General features: G+C 61.3%; 13 protein-coding genes and 1 pseudogene. 13 read left to right on the top strand and 1 reads right to left on the bottom strand.

From position 1 onward, the window contains the following. The first annotated feature begins 112 nt into the window (after nt 1-112). The 3 genes from istA to RHIZ70P_RS11940 all read left to right on the top strand — a co-directional run bounded on the left by istA (nt 113) and on the right by RHIZ70P_RS11940 (nt 4,594). Nucleotides 113-1,639 carry an IS21 family transposase gene (istA, locus tag RHIZ70P_RS11950; RefSeq protein ID WP_115670520.1) on the top strand — a complete coding sequence of 509 codons (1,527 nt, stop codon included), beginning with the start codon at nt 113-115 and terminating at the stop codon, nt 1,637-1,639. Then, complete coding sequence (gene istB / locus RHIZ70P_RS11945; protein ID WP_115670519.1) at nt 1,629-2,441, top strand: IS21-like element helper ATPase IstB; 813 nt, start codon at nt 1,629-1,631, stop codon at nt 2,439-2,441. The genes istA and istB overlap by 11 nt, the downstream gene beginning before the upstream one ends. A gap of 74 nt (nt 2,442-2,515) precedes the next feature. Next, nucleotides 2,516-4,594: an ATP-binding domain-containing protein gene (locus RHIZ70P_RS11940; protein WP_115670518.1), complete on the top strand. Its 2,079-nt coding sequence runs from the start codon at nt 2,516-2,518 to the stop codon at nt 4,592-4,594. 517 nt (nt 4,595-5,111) lie between these two features. On the opposite strand, the pseudogene RHIZ70P_RS11935 reads toward RHIZ70P_RS11940, so the two are convergent. Beyond that, a pseudogene (locus RHIZ70P_RS11935) lies at nt 5,112-6,262 on the bottom strand (IS3 family transposase). 178 nt (nt 6,263-6,440) lie between these two features. Between RHIZ70P_RS11935 and RHIZ70P_RS11930 the strand changes: the two are divergent. The 10 genes from RHIZ70P_RS11930 (at nt 6,441) to RHIZ70P_RS11885 (ending at nt 17,532) form a co-directional block, all read left to right on the top strand. Continuing rightward, a complete protein-coding gene (locus tag RHIZ70P_RS11930) occupies nt 6,441-6,716 on the top strand; it encodes a metal-sensing transcriptional repressor (protein ID WP_115670517.1) in 276 nt (91 codons plus the stop codon). A 10-nt stretch (nt 6,717-6,726) separates the two neighbouring features. Continuing rightward, nucleotides 6,727-8,046 (top strand): MFS transporter, encoded by a 1,320-nt coding sequence (locus RHIZ70P_RS11925; protein ID WP_115670516.1) that lies wholly within the window; start codon nt 6,727-6,729, stop codon nt 8,044-8,046. Next, nucleotides 8,036-8,476: a YqaA family protein gene (locus RHIZ70P_RS11920; RefSeq protein WP_235842216.1), complete on the top strand. Its 441-nt coding sequence runs from the start codon at nt 8,036-8,038 to the stop codon at nt 8,474-8,476. Before RHIZ70P_RS11925 ends, RHIZ70P_RS11920 begins: the two co-directional genes overlap by 11 nt. Nucleotides 8,477-8,621: 145 nt before the next feature. Further along, nucleotides 8,622-9,263, top strand: a complete 642-nt coding sequence (locus tag RHIZ70P_RS11915; protein ID WP_115670546.1) for an ATP-binding cassette domain-containing protein — start codon at nt 8,622-8,624, stop codon at nt 9,261-9,263. 433 nt (nt 9,264-9,696) lie between these two features. Beyond that, a complete protein-coding gene (kdpF, locus tag RHIZ70P_RS23475) occupies nt 9,697-9,798 on the top strand; it encodes a K(+)-transporting ATPase subunit F (protein ID WP_210209739.1) in 102 nt (33 codons plus the stop codon). A 19-nt stretch (nt 9,799-9,817) separates the two neighbouring features. Beyond that, nucleotides 9,818-11,527, top strand: a complete 1,710-nt coding sequence (kdpA, locus tag RHIZ70P_RS11905) for a potassium-transporting ATPase subunit KdpA (protein WP_115670515.1) — start codon at nt 9,818-9,820, stop codon at nt 11,525-11,527. A gap of 11 nt (nt 11,528-11,538) precedes the next feature. Continuing rightward, nucleotides 11,539-13,575: a potassium-transporting ATPase subunit KdpB gene (kdpB, locus tag RHIZ70P_RS11900; RefSeq protein ID WP_115670514.1), complete on the top strand. Its 2,037-nt coding sequence runs from the start codon at nt 11,539-11,541 to the stop codon at nt 13,573-13,575. Nucleotides 13,576-13,577: 2 nt separating this feature from the next. Further along, nucleotides 13,578-14,147, top strand: a complete 570-nt coding sequence (gene kdpC, locus RHIZ70P_RS11895) for a potassium-transporting ATPase subunit KdpC (RefSeq protein WP_115670513.1) — start codon at nt 13,578-13,580, stop codon at nt 14,145-14,147. Between the two features lie 8 nt (nt 14,148-14,155). Continuing rightward, a complete protein-coding gene (locus RHIZ70P_RS11890; RefSeq protein WP_115670512.1) occupies nt 14,156-16,846 on the top strand; it encodes a sensor histidine kinase in 2,691 nt (896 codons plus the stop codon). Then, complete coding sequence (locus RHIZ70P_RS11885) at nt 16,843-17,532, top strand: response regulator (protein ID WP_115670511.1); 690 nt, start codon at nt 16,843-16,845, stop codon at nt 17,530-17,532. The genes RHIZ70P_RS11890 and RHIZ70P_RS11885 overlap by 4 nt, the downstream gene beginning before the upstream one ends. Nucleotides 17,533-17,825: the final 293 nt, after the last annotated feature.

The raw sequence follows: 17,825 nt of genomic DNA, 5'->3' as shown, positions 1-17,825 counted from the left end.
TGTTGTTTTGCACTGAGAACTGACCCGGGATTGCGGGAAATTATCACTGAGATTTGACCCATGTTTCAATCATCCCTCGCGAGGTTTCAGCGGGGGCTCTGGAGTGATCGACATGGCGTTACTGAGCGTAATCCGACGCTGGCATTTTCGAGAGCATCTATCGATCCGGGAGATTTGCCGCAGGACCGGCCTGTCCCGGAACACTGTCCGCAAGTACCTGCGCCTGGACAGCGTGGAGCCGAAGTTCAAGGTCCCGGAGCGGCCGAGCAAGCTTGATCCGTTCGCGGATCGGCTGTCGGCCTGGCTGAAGACGGAATCGAAGAAGGGCCGCAAGCAGAAGCGCACCCTGAAGCAACTCCATGCCGACCTGGTGAGCCTCGGCTACGGCGGTTCCTATTGCCGTGTTGCAGCGTTTGCCCGGGAATGGAAGTCAGACCGGCAGAGGGAATTCCAGACGACAGGGCGGGGAACGTTCGTGCCTCTAGCCTTCGAACCGGGCGAAGCGTTCCAGTTCGACTGGTCGGAAGACTGGGCCATCATCGGTAATGAGCGCACCAAGCTGCAGGTCGCACATACGAAGCTGAGCTACAGCCGCGCTTTCATTGTTCGGGCCTATCTCCTGCAGACGCATGAGATGCTGTTCGATGCCCATAATCATGCATTCCGGGTCTTCGGCGGCATCCCCGGCCGCGGCATCTACGACAACATGCGCACGGCAATCGACAAGGTCGGGCGTGGCAAGGAGCGCGATGTCAACGTGCGCTTCCTGGCGATGGCCAGTCACTACGTGTTCGAGCCGGAGTTTTGCAATCCGGCGTCCGGTTGGGAGAAAGGGCAGGTCGAGAAGAATGTTCAGGATGCGCGTCATCGCTTCTTCCAACCTGTTCCGCGCTTTCCATCATTGGATGCCCTGAACGACTGGCTGGAGCTTCGATGCAAGGAGTTCTGGGCAAAGACCCCGCACGGACAGATGCGCGGCACCATCGCCGACATCTGGGCTGAGGAAGCTCTGGCGCTGATGCCTGTTACCCGGCCGTTCGACGGCTTCGTCGAATATACGAAGCGGGTGACGCCAACCTGCCTCGTCCATCTGGAGCGCAATCGCTACAGCGTCCCGGCATCCTTCGCCAATCGACCGGTGAGCCTGCGGGTCTATCCGGATCGTGTCGTGGTTGCTGCGGAAGGCCAGATTGTCTGCGAGCATCGTCGCGTCATCGATCGTTCCCATGACCGGCCGGGACAGACGATCTACGACTGGCGGCACTATCTGGCGGTGGTGCAGCGCAAGCCTGGCGCTCTTCGCAATGGCGCACCATTCGTCGAGCTGCCGGATGCATTCAAGAGCTTGCAGCAATATCTCCTCAAGAAGCCAGGTGGAGACCGCGAGATGGTCGATATCCTGGCACTGGTCCTTCAGCACGACGAACAGGCCGTGCTGTCGGCGGTCGACATGGCGCTGAAGTCCGGCGTTCCGACCAAGACCCACGTGCTGAACCTGCTGCATCGCCTCGTCGACGGCAAATCCTTCACACCGCCCACCATCGACGCGCCTCAGGCCCTGACGCTCACCAACGAGCCCAAGGCCAATGTCGAACGCTACGACGCGCTCAGAAAGACGGAGGTTCGCCATGCGTCATAATCCGGCAAGCGGCGCTATCGTCATCATGCTGCGGCAACTGAAGATGCACGGCATGGCCCAAGCGGTGGGTGAACTCACAGAGCAGGGAGCGCCGGCATTCGAGGCCGCCATCCCGGTCCTGTCGCAGCTCCTCAAGGCTGAGACCGCGGAACGAGAGGTTCGATCGACAGCCTACCAGCTCAAGACGGCACGCTTTCCAGCCTATCGTGATCTGAACGGCTTCGACTTCACCAGCAGTGAGATCAACGAGGCGCTGGTCCGTCAGCTTCATCGTTGCGACTTCCTCGACGAGGCCAACAACATCGTCCTGGTCGGCGGTCCCGGCACGGGCAAGACGCATATCGCCACAGCGATCGGTGTCCAGGCCATCGAACATCATCACAAGCGGGTTCGGTTCTTCTCGACCGTGGAGCTGGTCAATGCTCTCGAGCAGGAGAAGTCCCAAGGTCGTCCAGGCCAGATCGCTAATCGCCTGGCACACTCCGACCTCGTCATCCTCGACGAGCTCGGTTACCTGCCGTTCAGTGCTTCAGGCGGTGCACTGCTATTCCATCTGCTGAGCAAACTCTACGAGCACACGAGCGTCATCATCACCACCAACCTGAGCTTCAGCGAATGGGCCAGCGTGTTCGGCGATGCCAAGATGACCACCGCGCTGCTCGACCGCCTCACGCACCATTGCCATATCCTCGAAACCGGAAACGACAGCTTCCGATTCAAAAACAGTTCGGCCCATGAGCCCAAAGCGACGAAGGAGAAACGGAGGAACTTGACCACCCCAACCACGACGGACGATACCTAAGGCGGGTCACTTCTCGGCGCAAATCCCGGGTCAGCTCTCAGTGCAAATCAACAGAAGGCATCAGCCGACCACGCGTGGAGGGCTTCGCGCTCCGTCAAGAACGGCTTGTCGATGAGTATCAGGATGAAATCTACCGCCTGCCCATCAATACGCAGCTGTTTCTTTCTGGGCCGCCCGGTACCGGTAAGACGACAACTCTGATCCGTCGACTCGGTCAGAAGGTCGATCTCAGCGAAGGATCGCTGAGTGAGGCAGAGCGATCTGCCATCGAGATCGCGGGCCCGCTTTCGGACCATGCTCGCAGCTGGATGATGTTTTCGCCCACCGAGCTCTTGAAGCAGTATGTGACAAGGAATTTCAACAATGAAGGAATTCCCGCGACTGATGAGAACATCAAGACATGGGATGAGTATCGTGATCAGATCGCTCGGGACCATCTTGATCTATTGAACACCACCAGCAAGCGGGGCCTGTTTGTATTGCGAGAGGAGAATTCGCGATACCTGGTCGACAAACGCCGTTCATCCGATGACGCAGTTTGGTATGATAGCTTCATATCCTATTTCTGGAACGCTTTCACGGAAGAGTTGAACGGGGAGGCCTCGGCGCTCCAACGCTCCTCAAGCCCAGAGGTCGTGGAATTGGGCAGAAAGATCGCCAATATCCTTTCGACGCGAAGAGGTGGTGTCGACGCCCGCATCATCGAGGATATGCTTCAAATTCGTGAAGAATTAACGCGGCAACTCACGCAGTTAAGGGGCGAGTTCAGCAAAATCCCGACCCAGTTAGTGAATCGCATTCTGAAATATAATCAGAATTTTCTCGCGGATTTTGGCAAGCAAGCTGCAGACTTTCGTCGTCAGCTGAGCGGTGACGAAAGCCCGGAGGACAGTGATGAGCCCTTTGACGACGATGAAGATGACGATCGCGGGAGGCTAACAGCGCAAGGCAGGCGCGCGGCCCTTGCTCAGTTTGAAAAAGTGCTTCGAACACTGGCGAATGCGAAGGCTCGTGGAAGGAAGCTAGGCTCGACGAGCTTTGCAGCGAGGATAGCAGATTGGCTCACCGATGCCAATTTGCCGACACCGGAACAGCTGAAACAGCTTGCGCAGATATCGACGACCCAAAGGGCGATCAGAAAGTTTCTGAGACTTGATCGCGTGATATTGCATTCGATCGTCGTCAAATTTCGAGCCTTCAGAACAGACCCAGCACTAGCTGGCGAGTGGTACTTGGAAAAGCCACCTGCGCCGTCTGCAATTTGCTGGCGTGAACTCGATTTATTGATTCTTGCAATGCTTCGGATCGGTCGGGAGCTGAACCGGAGTTCGGATCGAGTTCGTGACTACGAACCGAGCCAAGGCATACTGTCCAACATCAAGAGCCTCTACAAAAATCAAATCCTCGTCGATGAAGTCACGGACTTCTCGTTGATCCAACTCGCAATTATGCGTGAGCTGGCCAATCCCGCGCTTAACTCATTCTTCGTTTGCGGTGATTTCAATCAGCGGCTGACGGATTGGGGAATTCGAACGGACAAAGACTTTGACTGGATTAGCTCCCAGATCAGGCGATACTCTGTGAAGATTTCCTATCGGCAAACGCGCAAGCTGGTTGAATTGGCGGGTGCTATCAGCTCGATAGATGGACATAGTGAGGAAGTCACGCTTCCAGACTTCAACGACATCGAAGGGATTGCACCGGTGTGGGGCGAGGACTTGGAAAGCGTCTCCGCCAAGGCGGCTTGGCTCGCTGATCGCATGCGGGAAATTGAAATCCGAGAGGGCCGCTTACCTTCTATTGCAGTGCTCGTGAACAGCGAGGATCAAGTAGAGCCGCTGACTCATGCGCTCAACGCCGCCTTGGTTGAGATTAACTACAAGGCAGAAGCATGCAAAGATGGAAAATCCCTCGGCAGCAAAGAAACCGTACGCGTCTTTGATATCAAACATATCAAAGGCCTCGAGTTTGAAGCCGCTTTCTTCGTCGATATGGATGCGTTAGTTGACGCCAAGCCGGACCTCTATGGGAAGTACCTGTATGTTGGCAGCACACGGGCGGCGACGTACTTTGGTCTGACGTTTAGACAGAAAATTCCTCCTCAAATGCAAATGTTGAAAGAGCACTTTCAACCCCGTTGGGTGATAGCATGACGGGGAAAAGCGATGCGGATGCGGATGCGGAATTTATTTCAGCATCCACTGAAAGATGGAAATGCATCTAGCGCTTGCGGTATTCGACTATGTTTATGCAGGGTATCGCAGGCGGAAATTATTTCCGCCTGCGATGTTACCTGATTGGTCAGGATGCCAGCAGTCCTGAGCGTGCGGCAGGATGGTCGAAGCGCAAACGCTGTCGCTCAATCGCTTCGATTTCACGTCGCGACAATCCTAGCTTCGCAATCAGCGCATCCACGAGTTCCGTAGGCTCGGGATATACCATTGTAGTCGCTCGATTCCAGAGAATGTTCTCCGATCGCGCGATGGCAATCGTTGCAGCCTCGAGTGCCATAATTTCCAACTCGCTCGCCACAAGGGGTACGTAGACTGCGCGGCAGTATTCCGCGATGAATGCAGAACGAAGGTCCTTCGCGATCTTGGCATCGGGATCGTGACCTGAGACCCAATCTCCCTCCAGTTTTCGGGAGAGTCTTGGGTTTCTAATCTGGCCTCATGCGGCCCGTTTTTCCATAGCCATTTTCATTGCGAACTCGCTGGGGGTGATATTGCCCAGCGACGAGTGCGGTCTGTTTTTGTTGTAATCCTCCTTCCATGCAGTGATGGCGGCGCGGGCCTGGGTGAGCGACGAGAACAGGGTCTCGTTCAGGCACTCGTCGCGGAAGCTGCCGTTGAAGCTTTCGACGAAGCTGTTTTGCATCGGCTTGCCGGGAGCGATGTAATGCCATTCGACCTTGGTCTCCTGGCACCATTTGAGGACGGCCATACTGGTCATCTCCGTGCCGTTGTCCGAGACAATCGTCCTCGGCTTTCCCCGTCGAGCGATGAGACTATCCAGTTCGCGGGCAAGCCGTGCCCCCGACAGGGATGTATCGGCGACCAGGCATAGGCATTCGCGTGTAAAGTCGTCGACGACCGCCAGCACCCGAAAGCGACGACCGTCGGTGAAGGCATCGCTGACGAAGTCCAGGCTCCAGCGCTCGCCCGGACGCGACGGCAGAGCCAAAGGACGTCTCGTCCCCAGGGCCCGCTTTCGGCCGCCACGCTTGCGCACCGTCAGCTTCTCCTCCCGATAGAGACCTCGAAGCTTCTTCAGGTTCATGACGATCCCCTGCCGGTCGAGCATGACATGGATACGGCGATAGCCGAAGCGACGACGCTCCGACGCCACCTTCTTCATCGCCTCGCGGATGGACGCATCGTCAGGCCGCGCGCTGCGATATCGAATGCTCGACCGATCCACAGACAGAACCTCGCACGCCCGACGCTGGCTCACCCCGTGCTGCGCACAGACGTGAGCCACCGCATCCCGCTTCACATCGGGCGTCACCATTTTTTTGCAGCGACATCCTTCAGGATCGCATTGTCCAGCATGGCTTCGGCGAGCAGCTTCTTCAGCTTGGCGTTCTCGTCCTCGAGCGCCTTCAGCTTGCGCATCGTTCAGCGGGCAAATGATTCACAGGATCATCTGCTTTTCCGCTTCACCGTCGATGCCGCCATACTTCGCCTTGTATTTGTAGAAGGTTACATCCGAAATGCCGTGCTTGCGGCAGACGTCCACCGTCTCCGCACCGTTCGCCAAGGCTCACCCTGCTCCTTCAATATCTTGATAATCTGTTTTTCCGTGAACCGTGAACGCTTCATTCGTCCGTCTCCTCGTTGTGACGGACTCTACCAAAATCTGGAGGAGGTTCAGGATCTCAGGTCACCCCGAATCGCTTCCTATCGCGAAGAAGCATGAGCAAGCAGATAGACGTGATTGGTCAAGGAAAACAAGAAAGCGCGTTGATATATCCCCTCCAGGGGGATAGGAAGAGAAACCATGGCAGAGCATCGACACGAATCCCATCCCGACATAGTCAAACGGCTGAAGCGGGCCGAGGGCCACTTGAAGAGCGTGATCGCCATGATCGATGCCGGCAGGCCGTGCCTCGACATCGCCCAGCAGCTTCATGCGGTGGAGAAGGCGGTCGAGAACGCCAAGCGCACGCTGATCCAGGATCATCTCGACCACTGTCTTGACGAGACCGTCGGCGCGCTCGACCGCGAGCAGCGCAAGGCGATCGACGAGTTCAAGGCGATCACCAAATATCTCTGAGGGAGCCGCCATGCTGGGCGTTCTAGCCAATCGAACCTACCGGCATCTGTTCCTGGCGCAGGTGATCGCGCTGGTTGGAACGGGGCTTGCGACGGTCGCGCTCGGTTTGCTGGCCTATGACCTGGCCGGAGATCGGGCGGGCGCGGTCTTGGGAACGGCGCTCGCCATCAAGATGATCGCCTATGTCACGGTCGCACCGATTGCCGGGGCTTTCGCAGAAGTCCTGCCGCGCCGCGCCATGCTGGTCAGCCTCGATCTGGTGCGGGCGGCTGTGGCACTGTGCCTGCCCTTCGTCACCGAGATCTGGCAGGTCTATGTGCTGATCCTCGTGCTTCAGTCGGCCTCCGCCGCCTTCACGCCGGCCTTCCAGGCAACCATTCCCGACGTCCTGCCCGACGAGAGGGATTACACCCGTGCCCTGTCGCTTTCGAGGCTCGCCTACGATCTCGAAAGCCTTGTCAGCCCGATGCTGGCGGCAGCGCTACTGACGGTCATATCCTTTCATTCGCTCTTTGCCGGCACTGTCGTGGGTTTTCTGGCGTCTGCGGCCCTGGTGGTGTCCGTGGTCTTGCCGCGCCATCCTTCGAAGGAGCGCCGAAGCATCTATGAGCGGACCACCCGCGGCCTTCGCCTTTATCTGGCGACCCCGCGACTGCGCGGCCTTCTGGCGCTCTGCCTCACCGTTTCCGCAGCAGGCGCCATGGTCATCGTCAACACCGTCGTCTTCGTCCAGGTGAATCTCGGGCTGTCGCAATCGGATACGGCCCTGGCGCTCGCCGCCTTTGGATGCGGCTCGATGGTCGCGGCACTGTCGCTGCCAAGACTACTCGACAGCGTCGCAGACCATCCGGTGATGCTCTTAGGAGCCGCTATCCTGATCGCCGGGCTGCTCACGACGGCATTCGTCAGCAACTACGCGACGCTACTGGCGGTATGGCTACTGATCGGGCTCGGTTATTCGATCGTGCAGACACCGTCCGGCCGGTTGTTGCGCCGGTCCGCCCATGCCGAGGATCGTCCGGCCTTGTTCGCGGCCCATTTCGCCTTGTCCCATGCGGCTTGGCTGATAACCTACCCACTCGCCGGATGGCTCGGCGCAACCATTGGCCTGTCGTGGACGGCGATGGTCCTTGGCATCTTGGCCGGCCTTGGTTTGATCGCAGCAGTCCGGGTCTGGCGGCCCTCTGACGAGGCGGACATCGAACACAGCCATGACGATCTGGAAGAAAACCATCCCCATCTGATGGAGGGTCATCACCGATATGGGCATCGACACAGCCACGCCTTCATGATCGACCGGCTGCATCCGGACTGGCCGCGTGAACACTGACCTTGCTGCCTATGCCGGCCTGTTCGGCGCTGCATTTCTCGCGGCCACGATTCTGCCGGCGCAGTCGGAGGCGGTGCTTGCCATGATGATCGTCGCAGATCGGTACCCACTTGTAACACTGCTTGGCGTTGCGAGCATCGGCAATGTGCTGGGTTCGGTGGTCAACTGGATACTGGGGCGTGGAATCGAGCACTACCGCGACCGTCGATGGTTCCCGGTCTCGCCGGAAAAACTCGACAAGGCTGAGGGTTGGTACCGGCGTTATGGAAAGTGGTCTCTGCTGGCAAGCTGGGTTCCGATCATCGGCGATCCGCTGACCGTTGTCGCGGGTGTGCTGCGGGTCCCGTTGCCGACGTTTGTCACGCTCGTCACCATCGCCAAGGTCGGCCGCTATCTGGTGTTGGCCTGGCTAGCGCTCAAGGTCGCCTGACATGCTGGCCTAGATACTGGAGTATCAGAAAGAGACCTATTTCACCTTCGGGCAGCATGTGCGCACATTGGCGGGTGGCGGCGGGGCTACTGCACTTCTTGCCTTCCTGTCCCTGGGGCTGGTGCCGGGTGCTGTCAATGCCCTGATGCCGGGCCACAGCAAGCGTCTGCTTGCGACCTATGTCGCAGGTTCGTCGGGTGGGATGCGGAGTGCGCTGCTGACCGCCTTCGTGCCCGTGTGCCGCTTGATCTTGGGCGCGCCGAGTTCGTGGCCCCGATCACCGGTACAATCCTCGACATCCATGTTACGCGCTGGGCAGCGCCCCCCTGCCGACGGCATCATGGACATGGGCGACACGGACCAGATGATGGCCGAGGTAGAGATCAGGCAGGACCGCATCAATACCGTCGTCGTCGGCCAGCCGGTGCAGGTGCATGGTGCCGTGTCCGACGGCCTGGCGGAACACGCGGCCGCCCATGCGCTTGGTCTTGTCGGCCTGACGGACCGCAAGACCTACCTGCCCGCCAACTTGTCAGGTTGGCAGAAACAGCGCGTGGCCGTGGCTCGGGCCCTTGTCTCCGACCCGGCGCTGGTGCTGACAGACGAGCCCACCGCCGCACTGGACAAGGACTGTGCGGCCGAGGTCGTCGATCTGTTGAAGCGCATGGGCGAAGCGCGGGGTACCACGACTTTGCTCGTCACCCATGACAACCACATCCTCGACCGCGCTGACCGTATCCTGACATTGGAAGAGGGCCGCATTGTCAAGATCGAGGAGCGAGGCTGAGTAATCAGTGCCTTATTCGAGAGATCACTTTACTCCGACACAAAATGACAGCGTCTGCTTGGCGGGTAGAACGGCCGGAAGCTGTCCGTCTCCTGACGGCCCCTTACCGGAAATGATTTCCGTATGCGCTCTCATGTCGGTCGTTCCCGGTGGCCGGCCCCACCTTCAATAAGCGGACATCCGGTTCGGAAGGCACGAAGCCTGCTCGGTAGTGGGACTATCATTGGCGATGGTCGATAGTCGTCCGTTAGGGGCATCCTTATCTTTTCCTTATTCCCCTCCCGCCTCTTCGCAATCGAAGCCTGACCTGAGGCACCCTTAATCCTGTCTTCGTATCAACAGGAGAAACGGACATGTCCGACCTCATCTTCCTCGCGCTCGGCGGAGGCACGCTTCTCGTTCTGGCACTCTACGCCCGCGCCCTCGACCGGCTATGACGGGGGCAAGCATGATTGAACCTCTTTTCGGCCTTTTCGTCGCCGTCGCCCTTGGCGTCTATCTCGTGGTTACCCTTTTGCGGCCCGAACGCTTCTGATTTTTCGAGGAGTATTCCCATGACCATTGTCGGGTGGCTGCAGATCGGCCTCCTCTTCCTCGCCGTCCTCGTCGCCATCAAGCCGCTCGGGCTTTACATGGCGCAGGTGTTTTCCGGCGAACGCACCTTCCTCTCGCCCGTCCTTGCCCCTTTGGAGGGCGGACTCTATCGCCTCGCCGGCATCCAGCCGGACAAGGAGCAGGGCTGGCTTGCCTACACGGTCTCCATGCTGGCCTTTTCGCTAGCCGGTTTCCTCGCTCTTTACGCGATCCTCAGGCTGCAGGCCTACTTGCCGCTCAACCCTCGGGGTCTTGCCGGCATGGCGCCGGATCTCGCCTTCAACACCGCGGTGTCCTTCGTCACCAACACCAACTGGCAGAACTATGCCGGCGAAACGACGCTCGGCCATTTCGCCCAGATGGCCGGCCTTACCGTGCAGAACTTCCTGTCGGCTGCCACCGGCATGGCACTCGCTGTCGCCTTCGCCCGGGCCTTCGTCCGCTCCAGGGTCTCGACGCTCGGCAATTTCTGGGTCGACATGACCCGCGCCACGCTTCACGTGCTCTTGCCGATCGCCATCGTCGTTGCGCTCGCCTTCGTGGCCATGGGCCTGCCGCAGACGCTCGATGCCTCGGTAACCGCCACAACGCTCGAAGGCGGCCAGCAGGTCATCGCGCTCGGTCCCGTCGCTTCCCAGGAAGCGATCAAGCAGCTCGGCACGAACGGCGGCGGTTTCTTCAACGTCAATGCCGCTCATCCGTTCGAGAATCCGACGGCATTTTCCAACTATCTCAACATCTTCGCCATGCTGTCGATCTCGGCGGCACTCGTCTACACCTTCGGCCAGATGGTCGGCAATCGTCGCCAGGGCTGGGCCCTGATCTCGGCCATGGCCGTGCTGCTGATCGCCGGCGTCGCTGCGACCTATTGGGCGGAAGCCCAGGGCAATCCGATCCTGACTTGGCTTGGCGTCGATCCGGCGCTCGGTAACATGGAGGGCAAGGAAGTCCGCTTCGGCCAGGCGATGACCGCCCTCTACGCGACCGTCACCACCGGCCTGTCGGACGGCGGCGTCAACGGCATGCACGGTTCCTTCACCGGTCTTGGCGGCCTCGTGCCGATGTTCCTCATCCAGCTTGGCGAAGTGCTGCCCGGCGGCGTCGGCTCGGGCCTCTACGGCATGCTGGTCTTCGCGCTGCTTTCCGTCTTCGTGGCAGGCCTGATGGTCGGCCGCACGCCGGAATTCCTCGGCAAGAAGATCGAGGGCCGCGAGATGAAATATGCCATGCTCGCCGTCCTCATCCTGCCGCTCGCCATTCTCGGCTTCACTGCCGTCTCGGCCATGCTGCCCTTTGCGGTGGCCAGCGTCGGCACGGCCGGCCCGCACGGCCTGTCGGAAATCCTTTATGCCTATACATCTGCGGCGGGCAATAACGGCTCGGCCTTCGGTGGGCTCACCGGCAACACCCCCTGGTACAACACCACTCTCGGCATCGCCATGCTGCTCGGCCGCTTCGCCTATGTCGTCCCGGTCATGGCCATTGCCGGCTCGCTCGCCGCCAAGGTGAAATCACCTGCGTCCGCCGGCACCTTCCCGACCGACGGCCCGCTGTTCGTCGGCCTGCTGATCGGCATCATCCTCATCCTCGGCGGGCTGCAATTCTTCCCGGCGCTTGCCCTCGGCCCCATCGTCGAACATTTCGCGATGCTGGCCGGCCAGACCTTCTGAAGGAACAGTCCATGTCAAAAGACCGCAAGGCACCGGGTTTTCTCGACCCTGCCATCCTGCTGCCGGCAGCGCGCGACGCTGTCCTGAAGCTCGATCCCCGGCAATTGCTGCGCAATCCGGTGATCTTCGTCACCGAGGTCGTGGCCGCCGTTGTCACCGTGCTCTTCGTGCGCGACCTCGTCACCGGTGCGGCGGAAACCGGCTTTTCCGGCCAGATCTCCGCCTGGCTCTGGTTCACCGTTCTCTTCGCCACATTCGCGGAAGCCGTGGCGGAAGGACGCGGCCGCGCCCAGGCCGATAGCCTGAAGCGCACCAAATCCGAACTGACGGCCCGCCGGCTGTCGTCTGACGACAGTATCCAGACCGTTCCCGCGTCCAGCCTCAAGATCGGCGACATCGTCCTTGTCGCGGCCGGCGAGCTGATTCCCGGCGACGGCGAAGTGATCGAGGGGGTTGCTTCTGTCAACGAAAGCGCCATCACCGGGGAATCCGCGCCGGTGATCCGCGAATCCGGCGGCGACCGTTCGGCGGTGACCGGCGGCACGCAGGTGTTGTCCGACGAAATCAAGGTGAAAATCACCGTTGCTCCCGGCTCCTCCTTCGTCGACCGCATGATCGCCTTGATCGAGGGTGCCCAGCGCCAGAAGACCCCGAACGAGATCGCGCTGTCGATCCTGCTGTCAGGCCTGACGCTGATCTTCCTCTTCGTCTGTGTGGCGATCTGGGGACTGGCCGGCTATTCCGGCACCGTCATCTCCGTCACGGTTCTGGCCGCCCTGCTGGTCACCCTGATCCCGACGACGATCGGCGGTCTGCTGTCGGCCATCGGCATTGCCGGCATGGACCGCCTGGTGCGGTTTAATGTTATCGCCACCTCCGGCCGCGCCGTGGAGGCTGCCGGCGACGTCGATACCTTGCTGCTCGACAAGACCGGGACGATCACCTTCGGCAACCGCATGGCGAGCGACTTCCTGCCGGTTCCGGGCGTCACCCAGGCGGAACTGGCGGAGGCGGCCCTTCTGGCCAGCCTGTCCGACGAAACCCCGGAGGGCCGTTCCATCGTCGCGCTGGCCACGGGCGACCACGGCATTGCCACGCCCGAGGCCCGCTTCGATGCCGTCGTCGCGTTTACCGCCGAAACGCGCCTGTCCGGCGTGGACCAGGGCGCGCGACAACTGCGCAAGGGCGCCGTAGATGCCGTCCTGAAGTTTGCCGGCGTGACCGAAGACGACGCGCCTTCCGAGTTTCACCGCGCTGTGGACCTGGTGGCCCGAAGCGGCGGTACGCCGCTGGCGGTGGCGGACGGCGACCGGCTGCTCGGCGTCATCCACCTGAAGGATGTGGTCAAGCCCGGCATCAAGGAGCGCTTCGCAGCGCTTCGCGCCATGGGCATCCGTACCGTGATGGTGACCGGCGACAACCCGGTGACGGCCGCAGCGATCGCCTCGGAAGCCGGCGTCGATGACTATCTCGCCCAGGCCACACCGGAAGACAAGCTTGCCTTCATCCGGCGCGAGCAACAGGGCGGCCGGCTGATCGCCATGTGCGGCGACGGCACCAATGATGCGCCGGCGCTTGCCCAGGCCGATGTCGGCGTCGCCATGCAGACCGGAACCCAGGCCGCCCGCGAGGCCGCCAACATGGTCGACCTCGATTCCAGCCCGACGAAGCTCATCGAGATCGTCGAGATCGGCAAGCAGTTGCTGATGACGCGCGGTTCGCTGACGACGTTTTCGATCGCCAACGATGTCGCAAAATACTTCGCCATCATCCCGGCGCTGTTCGTCGCCACCTATCCGGCACTTGATGCCCTGAACGTCATGGGGCTGGCCTCGCCGCAATCTGCCATCCTTTCGGCGGTCATCTTCAATGCCCTGATCATTGTGGCGCTCATACCGCTGGCCCTCAAGGGCGTCGCCTACCGCCCGGCGGGTGCTGACTCGCTGCTGCGGCGCAATCTGCTCATCTATGGCCTGGGCGGCCTTATCCTTCCCTTTGCCGGCATCAAGGTCATCGACCTTGCGGTCAGCGCTCTTCATCTGGTGTAGCCATGATCCATCATCTTCGCCCCGCAATTACTCTCGTCGTCGCCATGACGGCTTTGACCGGCTTCGCTTATCCGCTGGCGGTGACCGGCATTGCCCAAGCCGTTCTGCCGGCCCTCGCCAATGGCAGCCTGATCGAGAAGGACGGAACCGTGATCGGCTCCGCCCTGATCGGCCAGAACTTCACATCCGACCGCTATTTCTGGCCGCGACCGTCCGCGACCGGGCCGGACGCCTACAATGCCAACGCTTCCTCCGGCTCCAATCTCGGCACAACCTCCGTCAAGCTTCGCGACCGTGTCGCCGCCGAGGTCGAACGGCTGAAGGCAACGGGCACTACAGCCGCGCTCCCCGCCGATTCCGTCATGACCTCGGGCTCGGGCCTCGACCCGCATATTTCGCCGGACTTCGCCCGCGCGCAGATTGCCCGCGTCGCCAAGGCCCGGGGACTGTCCGAGGCAGCGGTCGCCGATCTCGTCGAACAGGGGATCGAAAATCGCGACTTCGGTTTCGTCGGCGAACCGCGTATCAACGTGCTGAAGCTCAATCTGACGCTTGATGCCTTGAAGACGTGAGAGGACGAATGGCGGACGACGATCGCGACAAGACCCGCAGACCGGATCCGGATGCCCTGCTTGCCCTGGCGGAGAAAGACCGCCGGGGCAAGCTGACCATCTTCCTGGGCGCGGCCCCCGGCGTCGGCAAGACCTATGCCATGCTGTCGCGCGCCGGGCGGCTGAAGGCCGACGGCATCGACGTCGTCGTCGGCCTGGTCGAGACCCACGGCCGCGGCGAGACGGCCGCCCTTCTCGATGGCCTGGAGGTCCTGCCCAGACAACGCATCGCCCATCGCGGCCGCATGCTGGAGGAACTCGACCTCGACGCGGCCCTCGCCCGCAAGCCGCGCATCGTCATCGTCGACGAACTGGCGCACTCCAACCCCGAAGGCAGCCGCCACCCCAAGCGGCATCAGGATATCGAAGAACTGATCGCCGCCGGCATCGATGTCTGGACAGCGCTCAACATCCAGCATCTGGAAAGCCTGGCCGATCTCGTCGCCCAGATTACCGGCGTCACGGTGCGGGAACGCGTACCGGATGTGGTATTGAAACGCGCCGACGAGGTCATCCTCGTCGACCTTCCGCCGACCGAGCTGATCGATCGCCTCAAGGAAGGCAAGGTTTATCTGCCGGAGAGTGCAAGCCGGGCGGTCGACAGGTTCTTTCGTCTCGGCAACCTCACAGCGCTTCGCGAGCTTGCCCTTCGCCGCACGGCTGACCGCGTCGACGACCAGATGGTCGACTACCTCAAGCAGAACGCCATTGACGGCCCCTGGGCGACCGGCGAGCGACTGATCGTCTGCGTGGGGTCCGATCCCCTGTCGGAAAAGGTCGTGCGGGTGGCAAGCCGTCTTGCATCCGGGCTGAACGCACCCTGGATCGTCGTTTCCATCGAGCACGCCGATCGGGAGGTGGAGACGCCCGAACGCCTTCAGAAAATCGAGAGCCTCTTCCGACTGGCAGAACAGCTGGGCGCGGAAACCCGGCGGATCATCGGCAATGATTTCGTCGAGGAGATCCTCAAGCTCGCCCGCCGCGAACACGCGACCCAGATCGTGATCGGGACGAGACGGCGGCGGGGCATGGAACGGCTATTCTCGAAGTCGCTGCCGGAGGCGCTGTCGAGAAAGGCCTCCGGCCTCGGCGTCTACATGGTCACGCCGGAGAAGAACGAAAAGAGGCGCCCGACACTGCGACTGCCGGCACCGAACCTTGCCTTGTTGCCGCAATCCGCCGTGATCGCGTTCGGCTTCGTCGCCTCCACCACCGCAGTCGGCAAGGTGATCGACCAGTTTATCGATCTGCCGAACATTTCGCTTCTCTTCTTGCTCGCCGTGCTGGGTGCATCGGTTTCCGGGGGCTATCTCTCAGCCTTCCTCGCGGCGCTGATGTCCACGCTCGCCTACAACTTCTTCTTCATCGACCCGCTGCACACCTTCACGATCGCCGCGCCGCATGAGGTCTTCGCGTTGTTCGTGTTTCTTGCTGTCGCCATCATCGCCGGTGGCTTTGCCTCCCGTATACGTGAACAGGCAGAGGGCGCTCGCATCAGGGCGACGGCGCTCCAGTCACTCTACGATTTCTCGCGAAAGCTCGCGGGCACGGCAAAGACGGAGGACGCCATCTGGCTTGCGGTCTCGCAGTTGCAGGCGAGCCTGAAGCGAAGCGTGGTTCTCCTTCTTGCCCGCAATGGAGAATTGGGCGTGGCAGCAGCATGGCCACCGGATAGCGATCTGGACATCACCGACTTGACGGCGGCCCGCTGGGCCCATGAGAAGCGCGAGCCGGCCGGACATGGGACGGGCACTCTGCCGAACAGTCGCTTCGAGTTTCGGCCGCTGCTCGGGCCACACGGAATTGTCGGAGTGTGCGGAATCGAACACTCGGCTGAACGACTTGACCTCAATGCCGAGCGTTCCCTTACGGCCATCCTCGACCAGACGGCGATCGCCCTCGATCGTGCCCGGCTCGCCGAGGAAACGGTGACTCAGGCCGCACGCCTCGAGGGCGAACGCTACCGGGAAGCCCTGCTGTCCTCGATTTCCCATGACCTGCGGACGCCGCTGGCGACGATCACCGGCGCCGTGACCGGCCTGCGCCAGCTCGGCGAGCGCATGACGCCCGAAAACCGCGACGACCTTCTCCAGTCGATCGAGGAGGAAAGTGGCCGGATGAGCCGCTTCGTCGCCAACCTGCTCGACATGACGCGCATTGAGGCCGGCACGCTGAAGCCCAAGCGCGACTGGGTGGACGTGACCGACGTCATCCAGTCCGCCGTCGATCGGACTCGCAAGTATTCGCCCGGCCGCGCCATCGAGACGGGCATCGCCCCCGACCTGCCGCTGATCAAGGGCGACAGCGTGCTGTTGGGCCAAGTGCTGTTCAATCTTCTCGACAATGCGGTCAAGTATGGCGGCGAGGAGCCGATCAACGTCTATGCGCGGCGCGACGGCGCGGACGTGCTGATTTCGGTCACGGACCTTGGTAAGGGCATCCCGTCGGAAGATCTGGACCGGGTCTTCGAAAAATTCTATCGCAGGGGCAAGCCGGACGGGCGAGCGCCCGGAACGGGCCTTGGCCTCTCCATCGCGCGCGGTTTCGTCGAAGCGATGGGTGGAAAGATCCATGCCGAAAGCCCGGCACTGAAGAAGAGGGGAACACGCGTCGTGATGCGATTCCCCGGAGCCGAGGGATCGAGGACCGAGCCCAGATGACCCTGTCTCGTATTCTCGTCGTCGACGACGAGCCGCAGATCCAGCGCTTCCTGAAGCCATCGCTTGCGGCGGGGGGCTACGACGTCATTGAAGCAGCGACCGGCGCGGAGGCGCTGAAAGCGGTTGCGACGCAGGCGCCGGATCTGGTCATCCTCGATCTCGGCCTGCCCGACATGGACGGCAAGGAGGTCATCGCCAGCCTGCGCGGCTGGAGCGATATCCCGATTGTCATCCTTTCGGCCCGCGACCGCGAGAGCGAAAAGATCGCAGCGCTCGACCTGGGGGCAGATGACTATGTCGAAAAGCCCTTCGGCATCGGTGAGCTGACCGCCCGCATCCGCAGCGCGCTGCGGCACCGCGGCCGGAGCGAGGCGGTCCCAACGATCATGGAAGTCGACGGCCTCACCATCGATCCGATCCGCCGCCTGGTCTCGCGCGGCTCGGAAACAATCCGCCTTACGCCCAAGGAATATGACCTGCTTCTGCATCTGTCCCGGCATGCGGGCCGCGTCGTGACCCACCGCACCTTGCTGACGTCGGTGTGGGGGCCAGCCCACGCCGATGATCTCCACTACCTGCGCGTCTTCATCGGTCAGCTTCGCCACAAGATCGAGCGGGATCCAACGCAGCCGCGGATCGTGCGCACGGAACCGGGCGTCGGCTATCGGATGGCAGAGCAGGAGTAAGGCCGAACTTCACGGCCTGTATGGGGTGCCATTCCGAAGGCGACGCAGATATACCGGTTACCGATGGCTCTCTCATCCGTGCTCACAAAGCAAAGGCCAGCTTTTGATTTGCAGAAGCCGGTGAGCGAGGCGCCGGGAAAGCCCGGATCATGCGATCCTCCGCTTCTTCCTCGACAGGGAGGGGCGCATGCGCGACCGCGCGCTGTTCGATCTTGCGATCGACAGCAAGCTGTCGGCGCTTGAGTGTGTGTTTCGGCGTGCAACATTGGCTCTGACACACATTTCCTGAAGCG

It is taken from the genome of Paenirhizobium selenitireducens ATCC BAA-1503, assembly GCF_900492185.1.
Taxonomy (GTDB): Bacteria; Pseudomonadota; Alphaproteobacteria; order Rhizobiales; family Rhizobiaceae; genus Allorhizobium; species Allorhizobium selenitireducens_A.
Note: the sequence above shows the minus strand (reverse complement) of the source record. Positions and strands in the feature narration are given on the sequence as shown.

Excerpts from the sequence above, each read along its gene's own strand:
- kdpA (WP_115670515.1), top strand. The coding sequence starts at position 9,818 with ATGACCATTGTCGGGTGGCTGCAGATCGGCCTCCTCTTCCTCGCCGTC.
- RHIZ70P_RS11925 (WP_115670516.1), top strand. The coding sequence starts at position 6,727 with ATGCTGGGCGTTCTAGCCAATCGAACCTACCGGCATCTGTTCCTGGCG.
- istB (WP_115670519.1), top strand. The coding sequence starts at position 1,629 with ATGCGTCATAATCCGGCAAGCGGCGCTATCGTCATCATGCTGCGGCAA.
- RHIZ70P_RS11915 (WP_115670546.1), top strand. The coding sequence starts at position 8,622 with ATGCCGGGCCACAGCAAGCGTCTGCTTGCGACCTATGTCGCAGGTTCG.
- RHIZ70P_RS11890 (WP_115670512.1), top strand. The coding sequence starts at position 14,156 with ATGGCGGACGACGATCGCGACAAGACCCGCAGACCGGATCCGGATGCC.
- kdpC (WP_115670513.1), top strand. The coding sequence starts at position 13,578 with ATGATCCATCATCTTCGCCCCGCAATTACTCTCGTCGTCGCCATGACG.
- RHIZ70P_RS11885 (WP_115670511.1), top strand. The coding sequence starts at position 16,843 with ATGACCCTGTCTCGTATTCTCGTCGTCGACGACGAGCCGCAGATCCAG.
- kdpF (WP_210209739.1), top strand. The coding sequence starts at position 9,697 with ATGACGGGGGCAAGCATGATTGAACCTCTTTTCGGCCTTTTCGTCGCC.
- kdpB (WP_115670514.1), top strand. The coding sequence starts at position 11,539 with ATGTCAAAAGACCGCAAGGCACCGGGTTTTCTCGACCCTGCCATCCTG.
- istA (WP_115670520.1), top strand. The coding sequence starts at position 113 with ATGGCGTTACTGAGCGTAATCCGACGCTGGCATTTTCGAGAGCATCTA.
- RHIZ70P_RS11930 (WP_115670517.1), top strand. The coding sequence starts at position 6,441 with ATGGCAGAGCATCGACACGAATCCCATCCCGACATAGTCAAACGGCTG.